General features: G+C 65.5%; 24 protein-coding genes and 1 pseudogene. 18 read left to right on the top strand and 7 right to left on the bottom strand.

All coding sequences use genetic code 11. From position 1 onward, the window contains the following. Nucleotides 1-20: 20 nt before the first annotated feature. The 9 genes and pseudogenes from hisB to AB5I39_RS04995 all read left to right on the top strand — a co-directional run bounded on the left by hisB (nt 21) and on the right by AB5I39_RS04995 (nt 5,633). Entirely contained in the window at nt 21-650 is a 630-nt protein-coding gene (gene hisB / locus AB5I39_RS04955; protein WP_404371928.1) for an imidazoleglycerol-phosphate dehydratase HisB, read from the top strand. Continuing rightward, nucleotides 647-1,252 (top strand): imidazole glycerol phosphate synthase subunit HisH, encoded by a 606-nt coding sequence (gene hisH, locus AB5I39_RS04960; protein ID WP_404371931.1) that lies wholly within the window; start codon nt 647-649, stop codon nt 1,250-1,252. The genes hisB and hisH overlap by 4 nt, the downstream gene beginning before the upstream one ends. Beyond that, the gene (hisA, locus tag AB5I39_RS04965) at nt 1,249-1,983 is read left to right on the top strand and encodes a 1-(5-phosphoribosyl)-5-[(5-phosphoribosylamino)methylideneamino]imidazole-4-carboxamide isomerase (protein ID WP_404371934.1); all 735 of its coding nucleotides are present in this window, start codon (nt 1,249-1,251) and stop codon (nt 1,981-1,983) included. Before hisH ends, hisA begins: the two co-directional genes overlap by 4 nt. Next, on the top strand, nt 1,980-2,198 hold the full coding sequence (locus AB5I39_RS04970) for a hypothetical protein (protein WP_404371937.1): 219 nt from the start codon (nt 1,980-1,982) through the stop codon (nt 2,196-2,198). Before hisA ends, AB5I39_RS04970 begins: the two co-directional genes overlap by 4 nt. Further along, nucleotides 2,195-2,976: pseudogene (gene hisF / locus AB5I39_RS04975) on the top strand (imidazole glycerol phosphate synthase subunit HisF). The gene AB5I39_RS04970 and the pseudogene hisF overlap by 4 nt, the downstream one beginning before the upstream one ends. 87 nt (nt 2,977-3,063) lie before the next feature. Continuing rightward, nucleotides 3,064-3,249, top strand: a complete 186-nt coding sequence (locus AB5I39_RS04980) for a hypothetical protein (protein ID WP_404371939.1) — start codon at nt 3,064-3,066, stop codon at nt 3,247-3,249. Nucleotides 3,250-3,280: 31 nt separating this feature from the next. Further along, nucleotides 3,281-3,601, top strand: a complete 321-nt coding sequence (locus AB5I39_RS04985; protein ID WP_404371942.1) for a phosphoribosyl-ATP diphosphatase — start codon at nt 3,281-3,283, stop codon at nt 3,599-3,601. 10 nt (nt 3,602-3,611) lie between these two features. After that, nucleotides 3,612-3,989 carry a histidine triad nucleotide-binding protein gene (locus AB5I39_RS04990; protein WP_404371944.1) on the top strand — a complete coding sequence of 126 codons (378 nt, stop codon included), beginning with the start codon at nt 3,612-3,614 and terminating at the stop codon, nt 3,987-3,989. Nucleotides 3,990-4,064: 75 nt separating this feature from the next. Then, a complete protein-coding gene (locus AB5I39_RS04995; RefSeq protein ID WP_404371947.1) occupies nt 4,065-5,633 on the top strand; it encodes an amino acid permease in 1,569 nt (522 codons plus the stop codon). Nucleotides 5,634-5,808: 175 nt separating this feature from the next. Here the strand turns inward: AB5I39_RS04995 and AB5I39_RS05000 are convergent, their stop codons facing one another. Continuing rightward, the gene (locus AB5I39_RS05000) at nt 5,809-6,807 is read right to left on the bottom strand and encodes an adenosine kinase (RefSeq protein WP_404371950.1); all 999 of its coding nucleotides are present in this window, start codon (nt 6,805-6,807) and stop codon (nt 5,809-5,811) included. A gap of 132 nt (nt 6,808-6,939) precedes the next feature. On the opposite strand from AB5I39_RS05000, the gene AB5I39_RS05005 reads away from it, so the two are divergent. Beyond that, entirely contained in the window at nt 6,940-7,620 is a 681-nt protein-coding gene (locus tag AB5I39_RS05005; RefSeq protein WP_404371952.1) for an EI24 domain-containing protein, read from the top strand. Further along, on the top strand, nt 7,617-7,982 hold the full coding sequence (locus AB5I39_RS05010) for a hypothetical protein (RefSeq protein ID WP_404371955.1): 366 nt from the start codon (nt 7,617-7,619) through the stop codon (nt 7,980-7,982). The genes AB5I39_RS05005 and AB5I39_RS05010 overlap by 4 nt, the downstream gene beginning before the upstream one ends. Here the strand turns inward: AB5I39_RS05010 and queG are convergent. Then, nucleotides 7,979-9,157 carry a tRNA epoxyqueuosine(34) reductase QueG gene (gene queG, locus AB5I39_RS05015; RefSeq protein ID WP_404371958.1) on the bottom strand — a complete coding sequence of 393 codons (1,179 nt, stop codon included), beginning with the start codon at nt 9,155-9,157 and terminating at the stop codon, nt 7,979-7,981. The genes AB5I39_RS05010 and queG overlap by 4 nt on opposite strands. 21 nt (nt 9,158-9,178) lie before the next feature. On the opposite strand from queG, the gene AB5I39_RS05020 reads away from it, so the two are divergent. The 3 genes from AB5I39_RS05020 to AB5I39_RS05030 all read left to right on the top strand — a co-directional run bounded on the left by AB5I39_RS05020 (nt 9,179) and on the right by AB5I39_RS05030 (nt 12,666). Beyond that, nucleotides 9,179-10,111 (top strand): ABC transporter ATP-binding protein, encoded by a 933-nt coding sequence (locus AB5I39_RS05020; RefSeq protein WP_404371960.1) that lies wholly within the window; start codon nt 9,179-9,181, stop codon nt 10,109-10,111. Further along, nucleotides 10,108-11,361, top strand: a complete 1,254-nt coding sequence (locus tag AB5I39_RS05025; protein WP_404371962.1) for an ABC transporter permease — start codon at nt 10,108-10,110, stop codon at nt 11,359-11,361. The genes AB5I39_RS05020 and AB5I39_RS05025 overlap by 4 nt, the downstream gene beginning before the upstream one ends. 63 nt (nt 11,362-11,424) lie before the next feature. Next, nucleotides 11,425-12,666, top strand: a complete 1,242-nt coding sequence (locus AB5I39_RS05030) for a cytochrome P450 (protein ID WP_404371965.1) — start codon at nt 11,425-11,427, stop codon at nt 12,664-12,666. Nucleotides 12,667-12,670: 4 nt separating this feature from the next. Here AB5I39_RS05030 and AB5I39_RS05035 read toward each other — a convergent pair whose 3' ends face one another. Continuing rightward, complete coding sequence (locus tag AB5I39_RS05035) at nt 12,671-12,952, bottom strand: hypothetical protein (RefSeq protein WP_404371967.1); 282 nt, start codon at nt 12,950-12,952, stop codon at nt 12,671-12,673. A 120-nt stretch (nt 12,953-13,072) separates the two neighbouring features. Here AB5I39_RS05035 and msrB point away from each other — a divergent pair, with 120 nt between their 5' ends. Then, nucleotides 13,073-13,561 (top strand): peptide-methionine (R)-S-oxide reductase MsrB, encoded by a 489-nt coding sequence (msrB, locus tag AB5I39_RS05040; RefSeq protein WP_404371970.1) that lies wholly within the window; start codon nt 13,073-13,075, stop codon nt 13,559-13,561. Between the two features lie 165 nt (nt 13,562-13,726). Here msrB and AB5I39_RS05045 read toward each other — a convergent pair whose 3' ends face one another. Continuing rightward, the gene (locus AB5I39_RS05045; RefSeq protein ID WP_404371973.1) at nt 13,727-14,275 is read right to left on the bottom strand and encodes a CHAP domain-containing protein; all 549 of its coding nucleotides are present in this window, start codon (nt 14,273-14,275) and stop codon (nt 13,727-13,729) included. A gap of 206 nt (nt 14,276-14,481) precedes the next feature. Between AB5I39_RS05045 and AB5I39_RS05050 the strand changes: the two genes are divergently transcribed. Continuing rightward, nucleotides 14,482-14,934 carry a hypothetical protein gene (locus AB5I39_RS05050; protein WP_404371976.1) on the top strand — a complete coding sequence of 151 codons (453 nt, stop codon included), beginning with the start codon at nt 14,482-14,484 and terminating at the stop codon, nt 14,932-14,934. Here AB5I39_RS05050 and AB5I39_RS05055 read toward each other — a convergent pair. Together AB5I39_RS05055 and AB5I39_RS05060 are read right to left on the bottom strand one after the other, a co-directional pair. Further along, entirely contained in the window at nt 14,918-16,363 is a 1,446-nt protein-coding gene (locus AB5I39_RS05055) for an MFS transporter (protein ID WP_404371979.1), read from the bottom strand. The two genes, AB5I39_RS05050 and AB5I39_RS05055, sit on opposite strands and share 17 nt — an antisense overlap. After that, the gene (locus AB5I39_RS05060; protein ID WP_404371982.1) at nt 16,360-17,193 is read right to left on the bottom strand and encodes an SDR family NAD(P)-dependent oxidoreductase; all 834 of its coding nucleotides are present in this window, start codon (nt 17,191-17,193) and stop codon (nt 16,360-16,362) included. Before AB5I39_RS05060 ends, AB5I39_RS05055 begins: the two co-directional genes overlap by 4 nt. A 161-nt stretch (nt 17,194-17,354) precedes the next feature. On the opposite strand from AB5I39_RS05060, the gene AB5I39_RS05065 reads away from it, so the two are divergent. Then, nucleotides 17,355-18,500, top strand: coding sequence for an acyl-CoA dehydrogenase family protein (locus AB5I39_RS05065; RefSeq protein WP_404371984.1), 1,146 nt, complete (start codon nt 17,355-17,357; stop codon nt 18,498-18,500). Nucleotides 18,501-18,515: 15 nt separating this feature from the next. Continuing rightward, on the top strand, nt 18,516-19,304 hold the full coding sequence (locus tag AB5I39_RS05070; RefSeq protein ID WP_404371987.1) for an SDR family oxidoreductase: 789 nt from the start codon (nt 18,516-18,518) through the stop codon (nt 19,302-19,304). Nucleotides 19,305-19,424: 120 nt separating this feature from the next. Here the strand turns inward: AB5I39_RS05070 and AB5I39_RS05075 are convergent, their stop codons facing one another. After that, nucleotides 19,425-20,051, bottom strand: coding sequence for a TIGR02281 family clan AA aspartic protease (locus AB5I39_RS05075; protein ID WP_404371989.1), 627 nt, complete (start codon nt 20,049-20,051; stop codon nt 19,425-19,427). Between the last annotated feature and the right edge of the window lie 28 nt (nt 20,052-20,079).

Consider the following 20,079-nt stretch of genomic DNA (forward strand, 5'->3'; position numbering starts at 1 on the left):
TGCAGGCGGGTCAAGATTGCATGGGCGCACGCAGCCGCTATTGGGGGCGCATGACGACCCCCGCGCGCACCGCCACCATCAGCCGCCGCACCAGCGAAACGTCGATCGACGTGACCGTCAACCTCGACGGGACCGGCGCGTACACGGTTTCGACCGGGATCGGTTTCTTCGATCACATGCTCGAACAATTGTCGCGTCATTCGCTGATCGACTTGAATGTGAAGACCGTTGGCGATCTGCACATCGACCAGCATCACACGGTGGAGGATACGGGCCTCGCGATCGGGGCCGCGATTTTGAAAGCGCTGGGCGAAAAGCGCGGCATCCGCCGCTATGCCGACGCGCTGTCGCCGATGGACGAGACGCTGACCCGCGTCGCGATCGACATTTCGGGGCGGCCCTATCTGGTGTGGAAGACCGACTTCTCGCAGAAGCGGCTGGGCGAAATGGACACTGAAATGTTCGAGCATTTCTTCCATTCCTTCGCGCAGGAAGCGGGCCTGACGCTGCACATCGAGACGCTGTACGGCACGAACAACCATCACATCGCCGAGGCCGCGTTCAAGGGCGTCGCGCGCGCTTTGCGAGAAGCGGTCGAGCTCGATCCGCGCAAGGCGGGCGTGATTCCGAGCACCAAGGGGGTGCTGTGACCCTCGCGCTGATCGATTACGGCGCGGGGAACCTGCACTCGGTCGCCAATGCGCTGAAGGCGGCGGGCGCGAGCGACGTGCTGATCACCGGCGATGCCGACGCGGTGGCGAAGGCCGATCGCATCGTGCTGCCCGGCGTCGGCGCGTTCGGGGCGTGTGCGAGCGCGTTGCGCGGCGTGGGCGGCATGGTCGAGGCGCTGGAGCAGCGCGTGCGGCGGGACGGCGTGCCGTTCCTCGGCATTTGCGTCGGAATGCAGTTGATGGCCGATGCGGGTGAAGAACATGGCGTTCATGCCGGGCTTGGCTGGGTGCGCGGAACGGTCCGTCACCTGACCCCGAGCGATGCGAGCGCCAAGGTGCCGCATATGGGGTGGAACGACGTGGTGCCCGCTTCGCCGCATCCGCTGATTGAGGCGGGCGAGGCGTATTTCCTGCATTCCTACGCCTTCGACGGCGACGATGTGCTGGCGACGACCGAACATGGCGGCGCGGTCACCGCCGCGATCGGGCGCGACAATCTGATCGGCGTGCAGTTTCACCCGGAAAAGAGCCAGCGTTTTGGGTTGGCCTTGCTTGAACGATTTCTGGAGTGGCGGCCGTGAGCCTGATCATCTTCCCCGCGATCGACCTGAAGGGCGGCCAGGTCGTGCGCCTGGCCGAGGGCGATATGGACCGCGCGACCGTGTACGGCGACGATCCCGCCGCGCAGGCGATGATCTTTGCCGAACAGGGCGCGGAATATCTCCACGTGGTCGATCTCGACGGCGCGTTCGCAGGCGCCTCGGTCAATGGCGAAGCAGTGGCGGAAATCGTCGCGCGCTTTCCGGGGCATGTGCAATTGGGCGGCGGCATTCGGGATCGCGCCGGGATCGAGCGCTGGTTCGACATGGGCGTATCGCGCGTCGTGATCGGTACGGCGGCGCTGGAAAACCCGGAACTGGTGCGCGAAGCGGCGCGCGATTTCCCCGGCGGAATCGTCGTCGCGGTCGATGCGCGCGACGGCTTCGTCGCGACCAAGGGCTGGGCCGATGTCTCGACCGTCGAAGTGGTCGATATGGCGCGGCGCTTCGAGGATGCGGGCGTCGCGGCTTTGCTCTTCACCGATGTCGGGCGCGACGGGATGCTGAAAGGCTGCAACGTGGCCGCGACGGTGGATCTGGCGCGCGCGGTGCGGATACCGGTCATCGCCAGCGGCGGCGTGAAGGGGATTGCCGAAATACACGTGCTGGCGCTGCACAATCGGGATGGCGTGGAGGGCGTGATTACCGGACGCGCGCTGTACGACGGGCGGCTCGATCTGGTGGCGGCGCTCGCCGTGGCGGCGGCGGCGTGAGCCACCTGCTTGGGGGAGCCTTAGCGATTGCTCTGGCAGCCTTTTTTGGATGGCTCGTGCTTCGAGACTTTAGCCGTGGCCTGGCCAACTTTCCCAAACCGTACTTCACTTTTGCAAAGACTGAGCAGCCGAAGTTGTTTTGGAGTGTAACGATTTTCAATTTTGCCATCGTGCTGGGGTTGCTTGCTGCAGGAATTGGGATGGCTACTCAATGACCGTCCGAGCCCGCGTCATCCCCTGTCTCGACGTTGCCAATGGCCGCGTCGTGAAGGGCGTCAATTTCGTCGAGCTGCGCGATGCGGGCGATCCGGTCGAGCAAGCGCGCGCCTACGACGCGGCGGGGGCGGACGAGCTCTGCTTCCTCGACATCACCGCCAGCCATGAAGCGCGCGGCACAATCCTCGACGTGGTGCGGCGCACCGCCGAGGTGTGCTTCATGCCGCTGACGGTCGGCGGCGGGGTACGCTCGGCCGAGGATGCGCGCGCGCTCTTGCTGGCAGGCGCGGACAAGGTCGCGGTGAACTCCGCCGCGGTCTCGCGCCCCGAAGTCGTCAGCGACATCGCCGATAAATTCGGCAGCCAGTGCGTCGTCGCCTCGGTCGATGCGCGGCGGGTGGGCAACGATACTGGGGGGGCTGGGAAGTGTTCACGCATGGCGGCAGGCGGGCGACGGGCATCGACGCGGTAGCGCACGCGCTGCGTCTGGCCGAGCTGGGCGCGGGCGAATTGCTCGTCACCTCGATGGACCGCGACGGGACCAAGTCGGGCTACGACCTGGACCTGATCCGCACGATCGCCGACCAGGTGCGCGTGCCGGTGGTGGCGAGCGGGGGCGTCGGTGGTCTGGGCGATCTGGTCGCGGGCATCGTCGAGGGCCATGCGAGCGCCGTGCTGGCGGCGTCGATCTTCCATTTCGGCGAAGCGAGCATTGCCGATGCGCACGAAGCGCTGGCCGCAGCGGGAATCGCGGTGCGGCGGCCGGTTTTGGGCTGAGGGCCTCTCAATATCGCGCCGCCCCGGCGAAGGCCGGGGTGGCGCGATGGGATAAACTTTAAGAGAAATCCGCTGTATAGCCTCGCCATGCGCTTTCTCCTCCTGCTCCTTCTGGCCACCCCCGCGCTTGCCGCGCCGCATTCGGGCATGCCGCAAATCCGCACCGGGCCGGAACTCTCCGATATCGCGCTGTTCGCGATGGCAGCGCTCGGCGTGTTCATCGTGCGGCGGGCGTTGCGCAAACGGTTCCTGAAGCGCCCGCCGAAGGATTGACGCGCGCGCCCGCTTGCGCCAGCCGGGTGTGATGACCGAAGACGCGCTCAACCAGCTCGAAGCGACGATCCGCGCGCGGCGCGGGGCCGATCCGGCGACCTCCTACACCGCCAAGTTGTTCGCGCGCGGACGTGGCAAGATCGCGCAGAAAGTGGGCGAGGAAGCGGTCGAGACCGTTATCGCCGCGCTGACCGAGGACAAAGCCGCGCTGATCGGCGAGGCGACCGATTTGGTGTTTCACCTGCTCGTGCTGCTGACCGAATGCGGCGTCGGCCTCGACGACATTCGCGCGGAAATCGCGCGGCGCGAGGGCGTGTCGGGGATTGACGAGAAAGCCGCGCGGAAAAGCTGAAGGAGCAACCATGCCCGTAGACGCCACTTTGCCCTATGACGACCAGAACATCTTCGCGAAAATCCTGCGCGGCGAAATCCCCGCGAGACGGGTGTACGAGGACGACTTTGCGCTCGCCTTTCCCGACATCAATCCGCAGGCGCCGAACCATATCCTGGTGATCCCGAAAGGCGCTTACGTCTCTTGGGACGATTTCAGTGCGCGGGGCTCGGAGGCGGAGATCGCCGGGTTCGTGCGTGCCGTCGGCACGGTCGCGCGGGAGGCCGGGCTGGTGACGAGCGGATACCGCCTGTTGGCCAACACCGGCCCCGATTCGCACCAGGAAGTGCCGCATTTACATGTGCATATCCTGGCCGGACGGAAGCTCGGGCCGATGCTGGCGCGTTAAAAGGTTGCACGCTCTGCGTTTGCGACTAGGCTTTCGAAAAATATGGCGCGCAAGCCGCCCCAGGGGAAACACTGCATGATTTTCGGGCGTATCAAGTCTCTCGAGTCCATCCTCGCCACCGCAGAGAGAAAATCGCTGCACAGGACGCTTGGCGCGTTCCAGCTGACACTGTTCGGTATCGGTTGCGTTATCGGCACCGGCATTTTCGTGCTGACCGCAGCGGGCGCGCAAAAGGCCGGCCCCGGCCTGATGCTCGCCTTCGCGATCGCCGGTGCGATCTGCATCGTGGCGGCTTTGTGTTACGCCGAAATCGCGTCGATGCTACCGGTCGCTGGATCGGCCTACACCTACACATATGCCAGCATGGGCGAATTCCTGGCCTGGACGGTTGGGTGGGCGTTGGTGCTGGAATATGCGGTCGCGGCAAGCGCCGTATGCGTCGGCTGGTCGGGCTATTTCACGGGGACGATCCTCGATAAATCGCTCGGCATACATTTGCCCGTCTGGCTTACGTCCGCCCCGCTCGCGCTGGGCGGCGTACCAGGCGGCTTCATCAATCTCCCAGCAGTCTGCATCGCGGCACTCATTACGTGGCTACTGATGATCGGCACGACCGAGAGCGCGCGCGTCAACGCCGTGCTGGTCGCGATCAAGGTCACGGCGCTGACCGCTTTCGTGATCCTGACGCTCCCCTCCGACCGGTTCGACACGGCAAACTTCAACCCGTTCCTGCCCGCGGGCGTGTTCGGCGGGTTCGGCACCGGCGTCGGCGCGGTCGGTGCGGCGGCAACGATCTTCTTCGCTTATGTCGGCTTCGACGCGGTATCGACCGCCGCCGAGGAAACCAAGAATCCGCAGCGCAACGTACCGATCGGGCTGATTGGCTCGCTGCTGTTCTGCACCGTCTTCTACATCCTCGTCGCCGCCGGTGCGATCGGCACGATTGGCGGACAGCCCGTAATGGGCCCGGGTGGCATCCCCTTCCCGGCCGGTTCGGAAGAGCTCGCACGGCAGTGCGCGTTGCCGCAATATTCGGAAGCGCTGGTCTGTTCGAAGGAAGCTCTGGCGCACGTGCTGCGGACGATCGGCTGGTCGAACGTCGGCAATATGCTGGGCTATGCGGCCGGGTTCGCGCTGCCCTCGGTCATCCTGATCCTGATGTTCGGCCAGACCCGCATCTTCTTCGTGATGAGCCGCGATGGGCTCCTGCCCGAAAAGCTGTCGGCGGTGCATCCGCGGTGGAAGACGCCGTACATCATGACCGCGATCACCGGTGCGGTCGTGGCCATCGGTGCTGCCTTCTTCCCGGTCGGCCGTCTCGCCGACTGGGCGAATGCCGGCACGCTGTATGCGTTCATGATGGTCGCGATCTGCGTCATGATCCTGCGGCGTCGTGCGCCCGATGTCGTCCGCTCGTTCCGTACGCCCGCCCTGTGGCTGATCGGCCCGGCCACGATCGCCGGTACGATCTTCCTGTTCTTCAATCTCGACATGATGTCGATCATGGTCTTCACCGGCTGGGCGGCGCTCGGTGTCGTGGTCTACTTGGTCTACGGACGCAGCGCGAGCAGACTTGGCCGCGGGATGGACGACGCCGACGATGCCGATCTCGGTGCCCTGCAACCGCCACCGGGCACGCTGTAAGCAACGGTGAGGGCTGTTTCGATCGATTAAGGACGGCCTTACGCTACTCAAACAAAAAGGCCGGGGATCGCTCCCCGGCCTTTTTTGTCGCACCGTGCGCCGGCGCAGGCCGGAGCGTTGGCAGGTGCGGTATCGCTTGTGGCCAGGGCTCCGGCCTGCGCCGGAGCACAGCCGCTCAGCCGAGCTTGCTCGCCACCAGCGCCTTCAGGTCGACCTGCGCGCGCGCGCCGTAGTGCGAGATGATTTCCGCCGCGCAGATCGCGCCCAACTTGAGCGAGTTGGCGATGCTCTTGCCCTGCGCCTGTCCGTGCAGGAAGCCGGCCGCGAACAGGTCGCCCGCGCCGGTCGTGTCGACCACGCGCTCGATCGGCTCGGCCGCGCAGGTTACGGTCTGGCCGCCCGACACGGCGATCGCGCCCTTTTCGCTGCGCGTGACGACCAGCATCGGCACTTGCGTCGCCGCCTCGGCCACCGCCGCATCGAAATCGTCGGTGCCCATCAGCGCGGTGATTTCGGCTTCGTTCGCGAACATGATGTCGAGCAGGCCATCGGCCATCAGCTTGCGGAAGTCGCCGCCGTGACGCGAGATACAGAAGGTGTCGCTGAGCGTGAAGGCGACCTTGCGGCCCGCCTTGCGCGCGACCTCGATCGCGGCACGCATCGCCTGGCGCGGTTCTTCCGGATCCCACAGATAGCCTTCGAGATAGAGGATCGCGGCATTGGCAATCAGATCGCGGTCGAGCGCGGATTCGGGCAGGAATTGCGACGCGCCGAGGAAGGTGTTCATCGTGCGCTGCCCATCGGGCGTTACGAAGATGAGGCAGCGTGCGGTGGTGGGGGCGCCTTCGCGCGCGGCGGTGGTGAAATCGATCCCGACCGCGCGAATGTCGTGCGCGAAGATGTCGCCCAGTTCGTCCGCCGCGACCTGACCGATGAAGCCGCACTTGCCGCCGAGGGCCGCGATGCCCGCGACCGTGTTGGCGGCCGACCCGCCGCTAGCCTCGATCCCCGGGCCCATCTTGGCATAAAGCGCGTCGGCTTCCTCCGGCGAGAAGACGAGTTGCATCGAGCCCTTGTTCATGCCCGCCTCGGCCAGAAAAGCGTCGGTGGACTGCGACAGGACATCGACGATCGCGTTGCCGATCGCGACGACGTCGTAAGTGGGTTGGGTCAAGGCTGGTCTCCGGTGGGAATGGTTGCGGCGGGCCGTACCGGGGTGGCGGGTTGGGCGCAACCTTGAGCCATCCCGCCACCCCGCCCTTGTGCAAGGGTGACGGAGGAAGAGCGGCTCGCTAAGTGCCATCAGATGCTCAACGCCTTCCTCCTCTCACTCGCACAACTCGGCGACCGCAAGATCGTAGGCGTATTCCTGAAATCGTTCGCGCTGACGGTCGCGCTGATCGCATTGTTCGGCGCAGGCCTGTGGTACGTCGCGGAGCGCTGGGTGGCAGCGCTTGGATGGAATGCCGATGTCGGCATACTTGCGGGCACGGTCGCGCTGCTGATCACGTTCGGGCTCGGCTGGCTGTTGTTCCGGGCCGTCGCGGTGGCGGTGATGGGGGTGTTTGCCGACGACGTAGTAATCGCGGTCGAGCGGAAGCATTACCCCGCAGCACTGGCAAAGGCGCGCGACGTGTCGATCGCGCGCGGGATCGGTCTCGGCTTGCGCTCGGCCGGGCGCGCGATCCTGATCAACCTCGCGCTGGCGCCGGTTTATATCATGCTGCTGGTGACCGGCGTGGGCACCGCGCTCCTCTTCTTCCTGGTCAATGGCTGGCTGCTCGGCAACGATTTCGGGCAGATGGTCGCAGCGCGGCATATGGACGATGCGATGATGCGAGACTGGCGCAAGACCGGCGCGGTCGATCGCTTTGCGCTGGGGGTTGCGGGGACGGCGCTGTTCATGGTTCCGATCCTCAACCTGTTTGCGCCGGTCATTGGTGCTGCAATGGCAACGCATCTGTTTCACAAGGGGCGGAACGCATGAAGATTTTCGGTGCGATGCTGGTCGGGCTGGCGCTGGCGGGATGCGCGGAAAGCACCGCAGGGCCGACCACGGCGCGCCCGCCGCTGATCCCGATCCCGACGGGCACGGCGGGGCTGGGCCAGGTGATCGGCGCGAGTTCCGCCGCGCTGACTGCGATGTTCGGCGCGCCGGTCGCCGATGTGCGCGAGGGGAACGCGCGGAAGCTCCAGTTCGGCAATGCGACCTGCGTGCTCGACGCGTATCTTTATCCCAAGGGCAAAGCAGAGCCGGTCGTCACCTACCTCGACGCGCGGCAGACCGACGGCTCACCGATCGACCGCGCGAGTTGCGTCGGGGCGTTGCAGGCGGGGCGGCGGCGCTAGGACAGCCGAGCAAGCGCCCATGCGGCGGCCTCGGCCACCACTGGATCGGGATCCTCCAGAAGGGGCGTCACGGCCTGACGCAAATGGTGATCCCCACTATTGCCCGCAGCGATCAGGCAGTTGCGGATCATCCGGTTGCGGCCGATCCGCTTGATCGGGGAGCCGGCGAACACTTGCCGAAAGCCCGCATCGTCGAGCGCGAGCAGGTCCGCCAACGCTGGCGCGGCAAGTTCCGCGCGCGGCAGGAAGCCGCGGTTGGCGTGGGCGGTCGCGGCGAACTTGTTCCACGGGCACACCGCCAGGCAATCGTCGCAGCCATAGATGCGGTTGCCAATGCTCGACCGGAATTCGTGCGGGATCGGCCCGGCATGTTCGATCGTCAGGTAGGAGATGCAGCGGCGCGCATCGAGGCGGTAGGGGGTCGGGAAAGCGTCAGTCGGGCACGCGGTCTGGCACGCGGTGCAGCTGCCGCAATGGTCTTGGGGGGAAGTGCTTCCCTCTGGTTTCCACCCCGGCGAACGCCGGGGCCCAGTCGAGATGGCCGATGTAACTTCGTGCTGCGCTTCGCTATCGACGTCTCCCAACTGGGCCCCGGCCTTCGCCGGGGTGGCGGCCAGCCAAGAAGAGTCCATTTCCAACGTCGTATAAATCGCCCCCAAGAACAGCCAGCTCCCATGCTCGCGGCTCACTAGATTGGTATGCTTCCCCTGCCACCCCAACCCCGCCGCCTCGGCGAGCGGCTTTTCCATGACCGGGGCGGTATCGACGAACACCTTGAGGTCGGTGCCCGGTACCTCCGCCACCAGCCAGCGGGCGAGCGCCTTCAGCGCGCGTTTGACCACGTCGTGATAATCGCCGCCCTGGGCATAGACCGAGATCCGGCCGACCCCGCCTTCCCCCGCCAGCGCGAGCGGGTCGGCAGCGGGCGCGTAGCTCATGCCCAAAGCGATCACGCTCTTCACCTCAGGCCACAATGCGGCGGGGCTTTCGCGCTGACCGGCACGCTCCGCCATCCAGATCATGTCGCCGTGCAGCCCTTCGGCGAGCCATTGGTGGAGGCGCTCGGCGGTGCGCGGCGCGGCGTCGGCGCGCGTGACGCCACACGCCACGAACCCCAATTCGGTCGCTTTTGCCGCAAGGCGCGTCTGGAGTGACTTGTCGAACTGCACCACCACCCGCTACCACGAGTCCAACCGATGGGGGAATTCGTGTTGCGCAACGATCTGGCGGTTTCGGCCACGGGACTCATCAAGAATTTCGGCGGCAAGCGTGTCGTCGACGGCGTCGACATCGCGGTGCCGAAGGGTGCGATTTACGGCGTGCTCGGGCCGAACGGTGCGGGCAAGACGACGACGCTGCGCATGTTGCTCGGCATCATCGAGCCCGATGGCGGGACGCGCACGCTGCTGGGCCATGACCGCCCGCGCGACGCGAGCGACCGGGTAGGGTATCTGCCAGAGGAGCGCGGGCTCTATCCGGCGATGCGCGCGAAGGATGCGATTGCCTTCATGGGGGCGTTGCGCGGTCTCGACCTGAAAACCGGGCGCAAGCGCGCGGTGGCGCTGCTTGAGGCGGCAGGGCTCGGCCACGCGGTCGACACCAAGATCCGCAAGCTTTCCAAGGGCATGGCGCAGCTCGTGCAATTGCTAGGGTCGGTGGTGCATCAGCCCGATCTGCTGGTGCTCGACGAACCCTTTTCGGGGCTCGATCCGGTCAATCAGGAACGCCTCGAAGCGCTGATCCTCGCCGAGCGCGACCGCGGCGCGACGGTGTTGTTCTCCACCCACGTGATGGCGCATGCCGAACGGCTGTGCGATCGGCTCGCGATCATCGCGGGCGGCAAGCGGCGGTTCGAGGGCACCGTTTCCGATGCACGCGGGATGCTGCCGATGCGCGCGCATTATGTGCCGGTGCGCGACGATCCGGGGGTGGCCGATCACCTGCCCGCCGATGCGCGGCATGACGAACATGGCTGGAATTTCGAAGTGCCCGAAGGCGGGGTCGAGCAAGCGCTCAGCCGCTTGATCGGCGCGGGCCACGGCATTGCCGGCCTGTCGATCGAGCGCCCCGGCTTGCACGATGCCTTCGTGCGGATCGTCGGCAAGGCCGCCCTGGAGCAAGCGCGATGAGCACCCTCCCCCGGATCGTCCGCCAGACCCTGACCATCGCGCGGCGCGATTTCGTCGCGACCGTCTTCACGCCGACCTTCCTGCTGTTTCTGCTGTCGCCGGTCTTCACGATCGGCTTCGGGCTGGTCGGCGGAATGGGCGCGCGCTCGGTCACCGAGGGATCGAATGCCAAGACACGCATCGTCGCGATCGTCGCGCCGGCGCAACAGGCCGCGATGCGCAGCGCCGATGCGCGGTTGCGTGCGGTCTTCTCCCGCGCGGACCAGCCCTCGATCCTGACGATTATGTCCCCGACCGCCGAACCGGAGGCACAGGCCCGCGCGACGTTCAGTGGCGGCAAGAAGGACGATACGACGGCGGCGCTCTACGGCGACTTGACCAAGCCGACGATCCTCTATGGCGGGCAGGGCCGCGCCGACGCGCGCTATCTCGGCTCGCTCGCCGAGGCGACGCTGCGCACCGATCCGGCCAAGGCTGCGCAACTCAGCACGCCAACGCTCACTTCGATCGCGCGCGCTGCGCCGACCGACAGCGGGCACAAACAAGCCGCCTTCATCGCGGTATTCGGCATCTTCTTCCTGACTTTGCTGCTGGCGGGGCAAGCGGTCGGCACGATGATGGAGGAACGCAGCAACAAGGTAATCGAAGTGCTCGCCGCAGCGGTGCCGTTGGAGGCGGTGTTCTTCGGCAAATTGGTCGGCATGTTCGGGTCGGCGCTGCTGTTCGTCGCGTTCTGGGCGACCTTGGTCAGCCAGATCGGCGGCATCCTGCCCGCCAATTACGCCCGTGCGATCGGCGAGATCGGCCCTGCGGTCGGCGTTCCGATGTTCTATCTGTTGTTCTTCGCCTATTTCGCGATGGCGTATCTGCTGCTCGGCGCGGTATTTCTGGGTGCGGGTGCGCAGGCCTCTACGCCGCGCGAATTGCAGATGATGTCGCTGCCGATCACGGTCATCCAGGTTGCGATGTTCGGGCTCGCGCTGTCGGCGACGGGCGCGCCGGATTCAGCACGGACGTGGTTCGTCGAGCTGTTTCCGCTCAGCTCGCCCTACGCGATGGCGGCACACGCGGCGAACAAGCCCGAGCTGTGGCCGCACGCCGCGGCCCTCGCTTGGCAGGCGCTATGGGTCGCGATCGCGATCACGGTCGGCGCGCGCGCGTTCCGGCGCGGGGTTCTGCAATCGGGTAGCGGATCGTGGTTCAAACGCCGCCGCAGCCCTGCGTCGGAGCCGGTCGCCGAACCGAGTTGAATCTCCTATTGACAAGAATGTCAGTTAGTCGTCTCCTCCCGCCATAAAGACGGAGAGGTAGATATGGCGACTCTGGCATCAGAAGCTCCTGCGCTTGCGGTCAATCCGCTCGATGTAAGCCGACCCGAACTGTACCGCGACGATGTCTGGCAAGCGCCGTTCCGCGAGCTGCGCGCGACATCGCCGGTGCACCGCGTCGAGCATTCCGACTTCGGCCCCTATTGGTCGGTGTCGACCTACAAGCCGATCATCCATGTCGAATTGATGCCCGAACTCTATTCGTCGCAGGCAGGCGGCATCACGCTCGCCGACTTCATCGAAAACAACCCGACCGACGTGCGCATGCCGATGTTCATCGCGATGGACCGGCCCAAGCACACTGGCCAGCGCCGCACCGTCGCCCCCGCCTTCACGCCCTCCGAAATGGTGCGGATGACGGACAATATCCGCACCCGCACCGCCGAGATTCTCGACACGCTGGAATGGAACAAACCGTTCGATTGGGTCGACACGGTTTCGGTCGAACTGACCACGCAGATGCTGGCGATCCTGTTCGATTTTCCGTGGGAAGACCGGCGCAAGCTGACCTTCTGGTCGGACTGGGCGGGCGATATCGAGCTGGTCAAGAACGAGGAATTGCGACAAGAACGCCTGAAGCACATGTATGAGTGCGGCGCCTATTTCCAGAATCTGTGGAACGGCAAGGTCGGCAAGGAGCCGACCCCCGACCTGATCAGCATGATGATCCATTCCGACGCGATGTCGGAAATGGATCAGATGGAGTTTCTCGGCAATCTGATCCTGCTGATCGTGGGCGGCAACGACACCACGCGCAACACGATGAGCGCGGTTGCCTACGGGCTCGACCAATTCCCCGACGAGCGCGCCAAGCTGGAGGCGGACCCGTCGCTGATCCCCAATGCGGTGCAGGAAATCATCCGCTGGCAGACGCCGCTCGCGCACATGCGCCGTACCGCGACTGAGGATACGGTGCTGGAGGGGCAGGACATCAAGGCGGGCGACAAATTGGCGCTGTGGTACGTCTCGGCCAATCGCGACGAGAGCGTGTTTCCCGATGGCGACCGCATCATCGTCGATCGCCCGAATGCGCGGCGGCATCTAGCCTTCGGCCACGGCATCCACCGCTGCGTCGGCGCGCGGCTGGCGGAATTGCAGGTGGCCGTGCTGCTCGAGGAAATGGCCAAGCGGCGGATGCGCGTAAACGTGCTGGGCGAGCCCGAGCGCGTCGCGGCGTGCTTCGTCCACGGCTATCGCAAGCTGCCGGTCGAGATCAGCCGCTACTGAGGGGTCAGTTGGACTTGGCGGTCTCGGCGACGAGTGGAGCCTCCGCGGCCGCGCAAGCGCCGGTCTCGCGCACTGCCGCTGCAGGCGGGGCCTTGCGCCCCATCGTCCAGTTCGCCTGCATCCGCACGCGCGGATTGGGCGCGCACCAGATTTCGCCGGTTTCGTTGATTGCGGTTACCCAGATCAGATTATGTTCCTGCCCATAATCGATCACCGCAAAGGCATAGCCTGCACCCTTGTCGAGCACATGGACGGGCAGTGGCGGATCGAGTTGTTGCATGGTCATAGCGGGATAAGCGAGCGAAACGATTTTCGGTTCCGACGCGCATCCTGCGGGGCGATCGACGCGTAACTCAGCCCGACGTTTCGACGTATAACGATATGAAGACTCTGGAGGACCGATCCGATGCAAGACCGCCGCACTTTCCTGACGCTGACCGGGCTGGGCACCGCTGCCGTCGCCCTGTTCGGCTGCAAGGGCGCGACCGCGGCGCCCGAGAAGTTCGAGGTGATGCTGAGCGATGCCGCCTGGAAGAAAAAGCTATCGCCCGCGGCCTATGGCGTGCTGCGCCATGAACAGACCGAAACGCCCTTTACCAGCCCGCTGAATGCCGAGCATCGCGCCGGCACCTTTTCCTGCGCGGGGTGCGCGCTGCCGCTCTATTCGTCCAAGACCAAGTTCGACAGCGGCACGGGCTGGCCGAGCTTCTGGGCGCCGCTGGCGAATGCGGTCAAGACGCGGGCGGATTCGACGCTCGGCTTCGTGCGCACCGAAGTGCATTGCCGCCGCTGTGGTGGGCATCTCGGCCATGTGTTCGACGATGGGCCGAAGCCGACCGGCAAGCGCTACTGCATGAACGGCGTGGCGATGACCTTTACGCCCGGAAAGGCGTAGCGCGTTGCCGGGCCTTGCTTGGGCCAAACGGCGATTATCGCAATCCGTTCTGGCTGAGCCTGTCGAAGCCGGGCTCTCCGCACGCGGGGCGGGAGAATGTCGAGAGGTGCCCTTCGACAAGCTCAGGGCGAACGTCGGTGGAAAGTCGCCGTCCGCGAAACGGTCTCAGAAACGGACGTCGCCCAGATCGAGCGCGGCCATCACCACCGGTGCCATCGCGCCGCGCTCGATTTGGTCTTCGCCAGTCTCATGCGCCGGGGCGCGATCGGCGTAGATGAAGCCCTTCGTCGGATAGGCCGAGGTGCCGAGGCCGCCCTGCGGGCCGTACCAGACCTTGACCAGGCTCCAGTCGCCATTTTCGGAAATGTCGATCGCGCGAACATCGCGCTCGACGCCGCCGCGGCGCGACCAATTGGCGTGGGTCAGCAGCACTTCGCGGTCGCTCACCACTTCGCTGACCATCGCGACATGGCCGAGGCGCATCCGGCTGGTCGAGGCGAAGGCGAGCACGGCGCCGACCTTCGGCGCATGGCCGCGGGCGTAGCGGCCGGCGGCCTGACCCCACCACGTGTTGGCGTTACCCCGGATTTCGATGCCGGAAATCATCCGCGCATAGGGCGCGCACTGCCAGAACTGCGCCATGGCGGGGGTCGCTGTCATCAGCGCGCAGGAAACCACCAGCGCGAATCGCGCTGCCAAAGTACGGATTGTCATCGGGACCCCCCAAAGGTCGTCGTGAACTCGTTGAGTGTGTCAAAGCATCTCATAGCGGGCTTGAAAACCCCGCCGCGCGCCGAACGGAACCTTTTCCGACGAAGTGAGTTTAACGCGCGATGGGTGGTCGACGGCACGTGCCGCGGCCATCCTTTTGGACGATGTCTGCTCGCCAATAGCCTGGTTCGCCGCTAAGAATCGTCTACATGAAACATCCCGCTTTGGCGTTCCTCCTGTTGCTCGCTGCTTGCTCGCGGGAAAGCATGGCCGGGGACAACGATTCCGCACTGTATCAAACCAATGCAGTGGCGCTGACCCCAGGGGTAAAGCCCGTCCGGATCGGCGAAGGCGGCGCTGCCTTCCGTGCCTGTGCCACCGGCGGCCAGGTCGTGAACCTCTCCCCGACCGGCGAACGCTATCTCGCCTTGCGCGCCGCCCCCTTTGCCGAGGCTGATGAGGTGGCGCGGCTCGACGAGGGCACACGGCTGTTCCTGTGCACGCGCTCGCTCGATCAGCGCTGGCAAGGCGTCGTGGTGCCACCCGCCGACGCGCCGGACAGCGATTGCGGGGTCACCGCATCCCTCGCTGCGCCGCGCGATTATGCCGGGCCGTGCCGTTCAGGCTGGGTGTTGAGCGCCTTCGTCAGGCCGGCGGGATGACCGCCGCCCGGGCAAGGCGTGCTTCATGCTCCGCCCGTCCGAACGGAAAGCGGGAATAGAACAACCCGGCGAGGCCGTAGAGCGTGAGTTCCAGCACGACAAAAACGAGCGTCAGCCGATCGATCGTCGCAAGTGGCACCAGGCCGGGCTTGGCCGCCTGCGGAAAGGCCGCGAACGCCAGGATCGCGCTTGCGGTGAAAATGCCGAGCCCGCCCACCAGTTTCTGCACGAAGAAGCCACCGGCGAAGAACACGCCCTCCGACCGCTTGCCCGTGCGCAGTTCGGAATCCTCGACCACGTCCGACAACATCGCCGCACCGAGAATGAAGGCCGATACGCCGCACGCGGTATTGGCGGCAAAGATCGTGAGCAATGTCGGCAGCAGATAGTGTGAGCCGATCTCGGGAAACCAGCCGAGCAGGCGCAGCACATAGGGCGTAACAAGCAGTGTCGCGCTGCTGAAGGACGCGATCATCGCGATGCGCGGCTTATCCCCGCCCTTGGTCAGGCCGGGTGCCAGAAAGAAGGCCCCCAACGCACCGATCATCAGCGCAAGCGACAACCAATTGTAATCGCCACGATCGAACTGCCAGACGAACTGGTAGAGATAGACCGACAAGGCGAACGACACGCCCTGCGCGGTGTAGGCGAACACACCTGCCGCCATCAGGATCAGAAAACCACGGTTTGCCACGGTACGGCGGAAATCGCGGAAATGCTCCGCAAAGGTTTCGGTCGATTTCGCCACCTTCGGCAGGAACTTGATTTCGTGGTGCAGGCCGAGCGCGGACAGCAGGATCGCGCCCGCCATCACCGCCGCCGCGAAATAGGCCATGTGCGAATAGCCGGTCGCGTTGAGCGTGCCGACCGTGTGGGTCGCATCGGGCACCAGGAACACGCCATATGCCAGCGCCAGCATCGCCAAGCCCCCGCCCCAACCGAACAGGTAGCGATAGGAAAAGAGCTTGGTGCGCTCGTCATAGTCCGAGCTGAGTTCGGGCCCGAGCGCGGAGGACGGGATTTCGAACGCCGACAGCGCGATCCGCACCAGCAGCGCGCTGCCGAAAACATACAGCAGGGTCGCGCCGTTCGACCAATGCGGCGGGTTCCAGAGCAGGATCCAGCCGATCGCGACGGGAATCGCCGAGGCGTACATCCACGGATGCCGCCGCCCCCAGTGCCCGCGCGTGTGATCGGACAGATAGCCGACCATCGGGTCGACGAATGCCTCCACCACCAGCGCCGCCATGATGGCAAGACCGACCTGGCTGGCGGGCAGGCCGACGACCTGATTGTAATAGAGCAGCAGGAAGGTCGCGAAGCCATTGTCCTTCACGCCGTATGCGATCGAGCCGATTCCGAAGGAGAGGCGGCTTTGCGCGCCGAGCTTTCGCGCGGCGGGGATCGCGAGCGGCGCGGCGGCGCTCATTGCGCGAACGCCTCCAGCGCCGCGAACATCGACGGGGCGTTGGCATCCCAGCTGTGACGCGGGCCGATCGTCATGCCGCCATCGACGGTGATGTGCGTGCCGGTGACGAAGCCCGCATCCTCGCTGGCGAGATAGGCGACGGCGGCGGCGATGTCGTCCGCTGTTCCGGCGCGCTGCAGCGGCTGGGCTTGCGCGGCAGCCTGTCCGATCATGCCATTGGCCATGTCGCGCTTGGCCCCCGTAATCCCGAGCGCGGAGGTGAAGATGTTGGTGGTGATGAAGCCCGGGCACACCGCATTGACGCGAATATTGTGCTGCGACAGGTCCGCCGCCGCCATCGTAGTCAGATGCAGCACGCCAGCTTTCGCGACCGAATAGGCGGTCGGTGCAGCGCCGGTCTGGAGCGCGGCGATCGAGGCGGTGTTGACGATCGCCCCGCCCTTCCCGCGCGCGATCATCAGCGGCGCGGCGTAGCGGATTCCCATCGCAACCGATCGCAGGAGCAAATTCTGCGTACGGTCCCAATCCTCCGGGCTGATCGCGTCGATCTTCTCGCGCGCGCCGCCAGCACCGGCATTGTTGAACAGCACGTCGATCCCGCCTGCCGCATCGGCCGCCGTCATCAGCGCGGCGATATCGGACACCTCCATCACGTCGGTACGGACGAAGTGGATGCGGCCGTTGGACGTTTCGGCGATTTCCTGACCAGCAGCTACATCGATATCGCCGATCCACACTTCGGCCCCTTCGCGCGCCAGCCGCAGCGCCGTCGCACGCCCGATCCCTGACGCGCCGCCCGTTACCACGGCACGGTTTCCGGCAAACCGCATGATCGTCTCCTAAAACCCTCAAGGGCGTTTTTGTCACTTTAGTACGGCGAAACGCGCGGTCAATGCGCGGGACGATGTGGTTTTTGGAATTTCGGGTTTGCGAGGCGCGGCCGGATCGGGCATCGCACGCAGCAGACCTGACCCGCAATGGAACCCGACCCATGGCTCTCGACCCGGAAACCTTCGACGCGCTGATCGATACGGTCCGCCGCTTCGTCGCAGAACGCCTCCGCCCGCTGGAAGGCGCGGTCGAGGAAGCCGATGCGATTCCTCCCGAGATCGTGCAGGAAATGCGCGACATGGGCCTGTTCGGCCTGTCGATCGCCGAGGAATATGGCGGGCTGGGGCTGACCATGCTCGAGGAAGCCAAGGTTGCGATCGAACTGGGCCGCACGACCCCGGCATTCCGATCGACCTTCGGCACCAATGTCGGGATCGGATCGCAGGGCCTGGTGATGGCCGGCAATGCCGAACAGAAAGCGGCGTGGCTCCCCAAGATTGCCAGTGGCGAGATCATCACCAGCTTCGCGCTGACCGAGCCCGACATCGGCTCCGATTCGGGCGCGGTAAAGACGCGCGCGGTGTTCGACGGGCAATCCTATCGCCTGTCCGGTACCAAGCGCTACATCACCAATGCCGACAAGGCCGATCTGTTCACCGTGATGGCGCGCACCGGCGATGATCCCGGAGCGCGCGGCGTCTCTGCCTTCCTCGTCCCGCGCGATCTTGCCGGGGTGAGCATCGGCGAGCCCGAGAAGAAGATGGGCCAGAAGGGTGCCAAGGTCGCCGACGTCAATTTCGACGATGTGATCGTGCCCGCCGAAAACCGGCTGGGTGCCGAGGGCGAGGGATTCAAGATCGCGATGCGCGTGCTCGATCGCGGTCGGCTGCACATTTCGGCGGTGTGCGTGGGCGTGGCCGAGCGGCTGATCGCCGACTGCGTCGCCTATGCGACCGAGCGCAAGCAGTTCGGCAAGCCGATCGCCGAGCATCAATTGATCCAGGCCATGATCGCCGATTCGAAGACCGAAGCGCTGGTTGCCCGCGCGCTGGTGCTGGAGACGGCAGCGGCAAAGGATGCGGGCAAGGACGTGGTGATGGAATCGGCCGCCGCGAAATATTATGCCTCGGAAATGGTGGGCCGCGTCGCCGACCGCGCCGTACAGATCTTCGGCGGTGCGGGCTATATCGCCGATTACGGGATCGAGCGGCTTTACCGCGACGTACGGCTGTTCCGGATTTACGAAGGCACCAGCCAGATCCAGCAAATCATCATCGCGCGCGAGACGATCAAGCGCGGGGGGTAATCAGGAGAGAAGAAAATGGACACCACCACCTTATTCCGGCTCGACGGCCGGATGGCTCTCGTCACCGGCGGATCGCGCGGGATCGGCAAGATGATCGCGAAGGGCTTCATCGCGCAGGGCGCGACCGTCTACATTTCCGCCCGCAAGGCCGATGCGTGCTTCGCGACCGCGGAGGAACTGGGCGAGAAGTGCATCGCGCTGCCGCAGGACGTCTCCACGGTCGCGGGCTGCAAGGCGCTCGCTGCGCAACTGGCCGAACATACCGACCGGCTGGACATTCTGGTCAACAATGCCGGCGCCGCCTGGGGCGAGCCGTTCGAGGCCTTCCCCGAAAAGGGCTGGGACAAGGTGATGGACCTCAACGTCAAATCGCCCTTCTTCCTGACGCAGGCGCTGTTCGAGCCGCTGAAGGCCGCGGCGAGCGCGGGGCGGCCGGCCAAGGTGATCAACATCACCTCTATCGACGGACAGCGGCTCAACCCGTGGGAGACCTACAGCTATCAGGCGTCGAAATCGGCGCTGATCTATCTGACCAAGCGCATGGCCGCGCGATTGGTGACCGACCATATCAACGTCACCTCGATCGCGCCCGGCGCCTTTGCCAGCGAAATGAACCGCGCCGCGCGTGATCATGGCGAGGCGATTGCCAAGAGCATCCCGGCCAAGCGCATCGGCGTCGATGAGGATATGGCGGGTGCCGCCATCTATCTCGCCAGCCGCGCGGGGGATTATGTGATCGGCGATACGATCACGGTCGATGGCGGGCTGGTGCATGCCGCGCTGGGGACCAGCATCGACGCATAGGACTCTCCCCTCCCTGGAAGGGAGGGGCCGGGGGTGGGTCGGCTCGTTGTCGAACGCCGTGCCCGCCCCACACCAACCCACCCCCCAACCCCTCCCTTCCAGGGAGGGGAGATACGAGGGCTATGCTCCCGCCTCCTGCGGGTGGTGCGGCTGGAGGATGAGGACGCCATCCTCCACCCGCCACGATTTGAGCCGCGACAGGAAGTTCATCCCCAGCACGTTCATGTCGCCAAACGCCGGCGAGACGACCACCGGCAGATCGCGTGCGACCACATTGCCGATCCGCACCTCAGGCGCGATCGCGGTCTGCGCGGCGACCGATCCGTTGGCGGTCTGCATCATCACCGGCACCAGATTAGCATTGGGCTCGATCCCCGCGCGCGCGGCAGTATCGACCGAGATCGCGGTGACGGTCGCGCCACTGTCAACCAGCATCCGGCGCTCGACATCACCGAGCTTGACCCGCACCCAGAAATGCCCGTCCGAGGCCATCGGAATGCGCATTTCCTTGCCGACAATGCGTTGCCCGCCAAGCGAGAAACGCTGCGCCACTTTCGCGAACATCGGGTCGAACTGCGCGCGCTCGGCAACCAGCAGCGTCACCAGCACGATCGCCCCCGCCGTCACCGCGAACGACAACAAGCGGCCAAAAACGGGAATGCGCCGTGCGAGGATCATCGCCGCGATCACGCCCGCAATCAGCAGATAGAGCGGACCATGCGGCCCGAGATCGGAGAAGCTGCTCATGGCGCTAATGTAGGCGCGCGTTGACCTT

This window comes from Sphingomonas sp. MMS24-J45 (assembly GCF_044881195.1).
Lineage (GTDB): Bacteria > Pseudomonadota > Alphaproteobacteria > Sphingomonadales > Sphingomonadaceae > Sphingomonas.

Coding starts and splice junctions, on each gene's coding strand:
- hisB (WP_404371928.1), top strand. CDS start 21: ATGGGCGCACGCAGCCGCTATTGGGGGCGCATGACGACCCCCGCGCGC.
- AB5I39_RS04980 (WP_404371939.1), top strand. CDS start 3,064: ATGCGCTTTCTCCTCCTGCTCCTTCTGGCCACCCCCGCGCTTGCCGCG.
- AB5I39_RS04985 (WP_404371942.1), top strand. CDS start 3,281: ATGACCGAAGACGCGCTCAACCAGCTCGAAGCGACGATCCGCGCGCGG.
- AB5I39_RS04990 (WP_404371944.1), top strand. CDS start 3,612: ATGCCCGTAGACGCCACTTTGCCCTATGACGACCAGAACATCTTCGCG.
- AB5I39_RS04995 (WP_404371947.1), top strand. CDS start 4,065: ATGATTTTCGGGCGTATCAAGTCTCTCGAGTCCATCCTCGCCACCGCA.
- AB5I39_RS05005 (WP_404371952.1), top strand. CDS start 6,940: ATGCTCAACGCCTTCCTCCTCTCACTCGCACAACTCGGCGACCGCAAG.
- AB5I39_RS05010 (WP_404371955.1), top strand. CDS start 7,617: ATGAAGATTTTCGGTGCGATGCTGGTCGGGCTGGCGCTGGCGGGATGC.
- AB5I39_RS05020 (WP_404371960.1), top strand. CDS start 9,179: ATGGGGGAATTCGTGTTGCGCAACGATCTGGCGGTTTCGGCCACGGGA.
- AB5I39_RS05025 (WP_404371962.1), top strand. CDS start 10,108: ATGAGCACCCTCCCCCGGATCGTCCGCCAGACCCTGACCATCGCGCGG.
- AB5I39_RS05030 (WP_404371965.1), top strand. CDS start 11,425: ATGGCGACTCTGGCATCAGAAGCTCCTGCGCTTGCGGTCAATCCGCTC.
- AB5I39_RS05035 (WP_404371967.1), bottom strand. CDS start 12,952: ATGACCATGCAACAACTCGATCCGCCACTGCCCGTCCATGTGCTCGAC.
- msrB (WP_404371970.1), top strand. CDS start 13,073: ATGCAAGACCGCCGCACTTTCCTGACGCTGACCGGGCTGGGCACCGCT.
- AB5I39_RS05045 (WP_404371973.1), bottom strand. CDS start 14,275: ATGACAATCCGTACTTTGGCAGCGCGATTCGCGCTGGTGGTTTCCTGC.
- AB5I39_RS05050 (WP_404371976.1), top strand. CDS start 14,482: ATGAAACATCCCGCTTTGGCGTTCCTCCTGTTGCTCGCTGCTTGCTCG.
- AB5I39_RS05055 (WP_404371979.1), bottom strand. CDS start 16,363: ATGAGCGCCGCCGCGCCGCTCGCGATCCCCGCCGCGCGAAAGCTCGGC.
- AB5I39_RS05060 (WP_404371982.1), bottom strand. CDS start 17,193: ATGCGGTTTGCCGGAAACCGTGCCGTGGTAACGGGCGGCGCGTCAGGG.
- AB5I39_RS05065 (WP_404371984.1), top strand. CDS start 17,355: ATGGCTCTCGACCCGGAAACCTTCGACGCGCTGATCGATACGGTCCGC.
- AB5I39_RS05070 (WP_404371987.1), top strand. CDS start 18,516: ATGGACACCACCACCTTATTCCGGCTCGACGGCCGGATGGCTCTCGTC.
- AB5I39_RS05075 (WP_404371989.1), bottom strand. CDS start 20,051: ATGAGCAGCTTCTCCGATCTCGGGCCGCATGGTCCGCTCTATCTGCTG.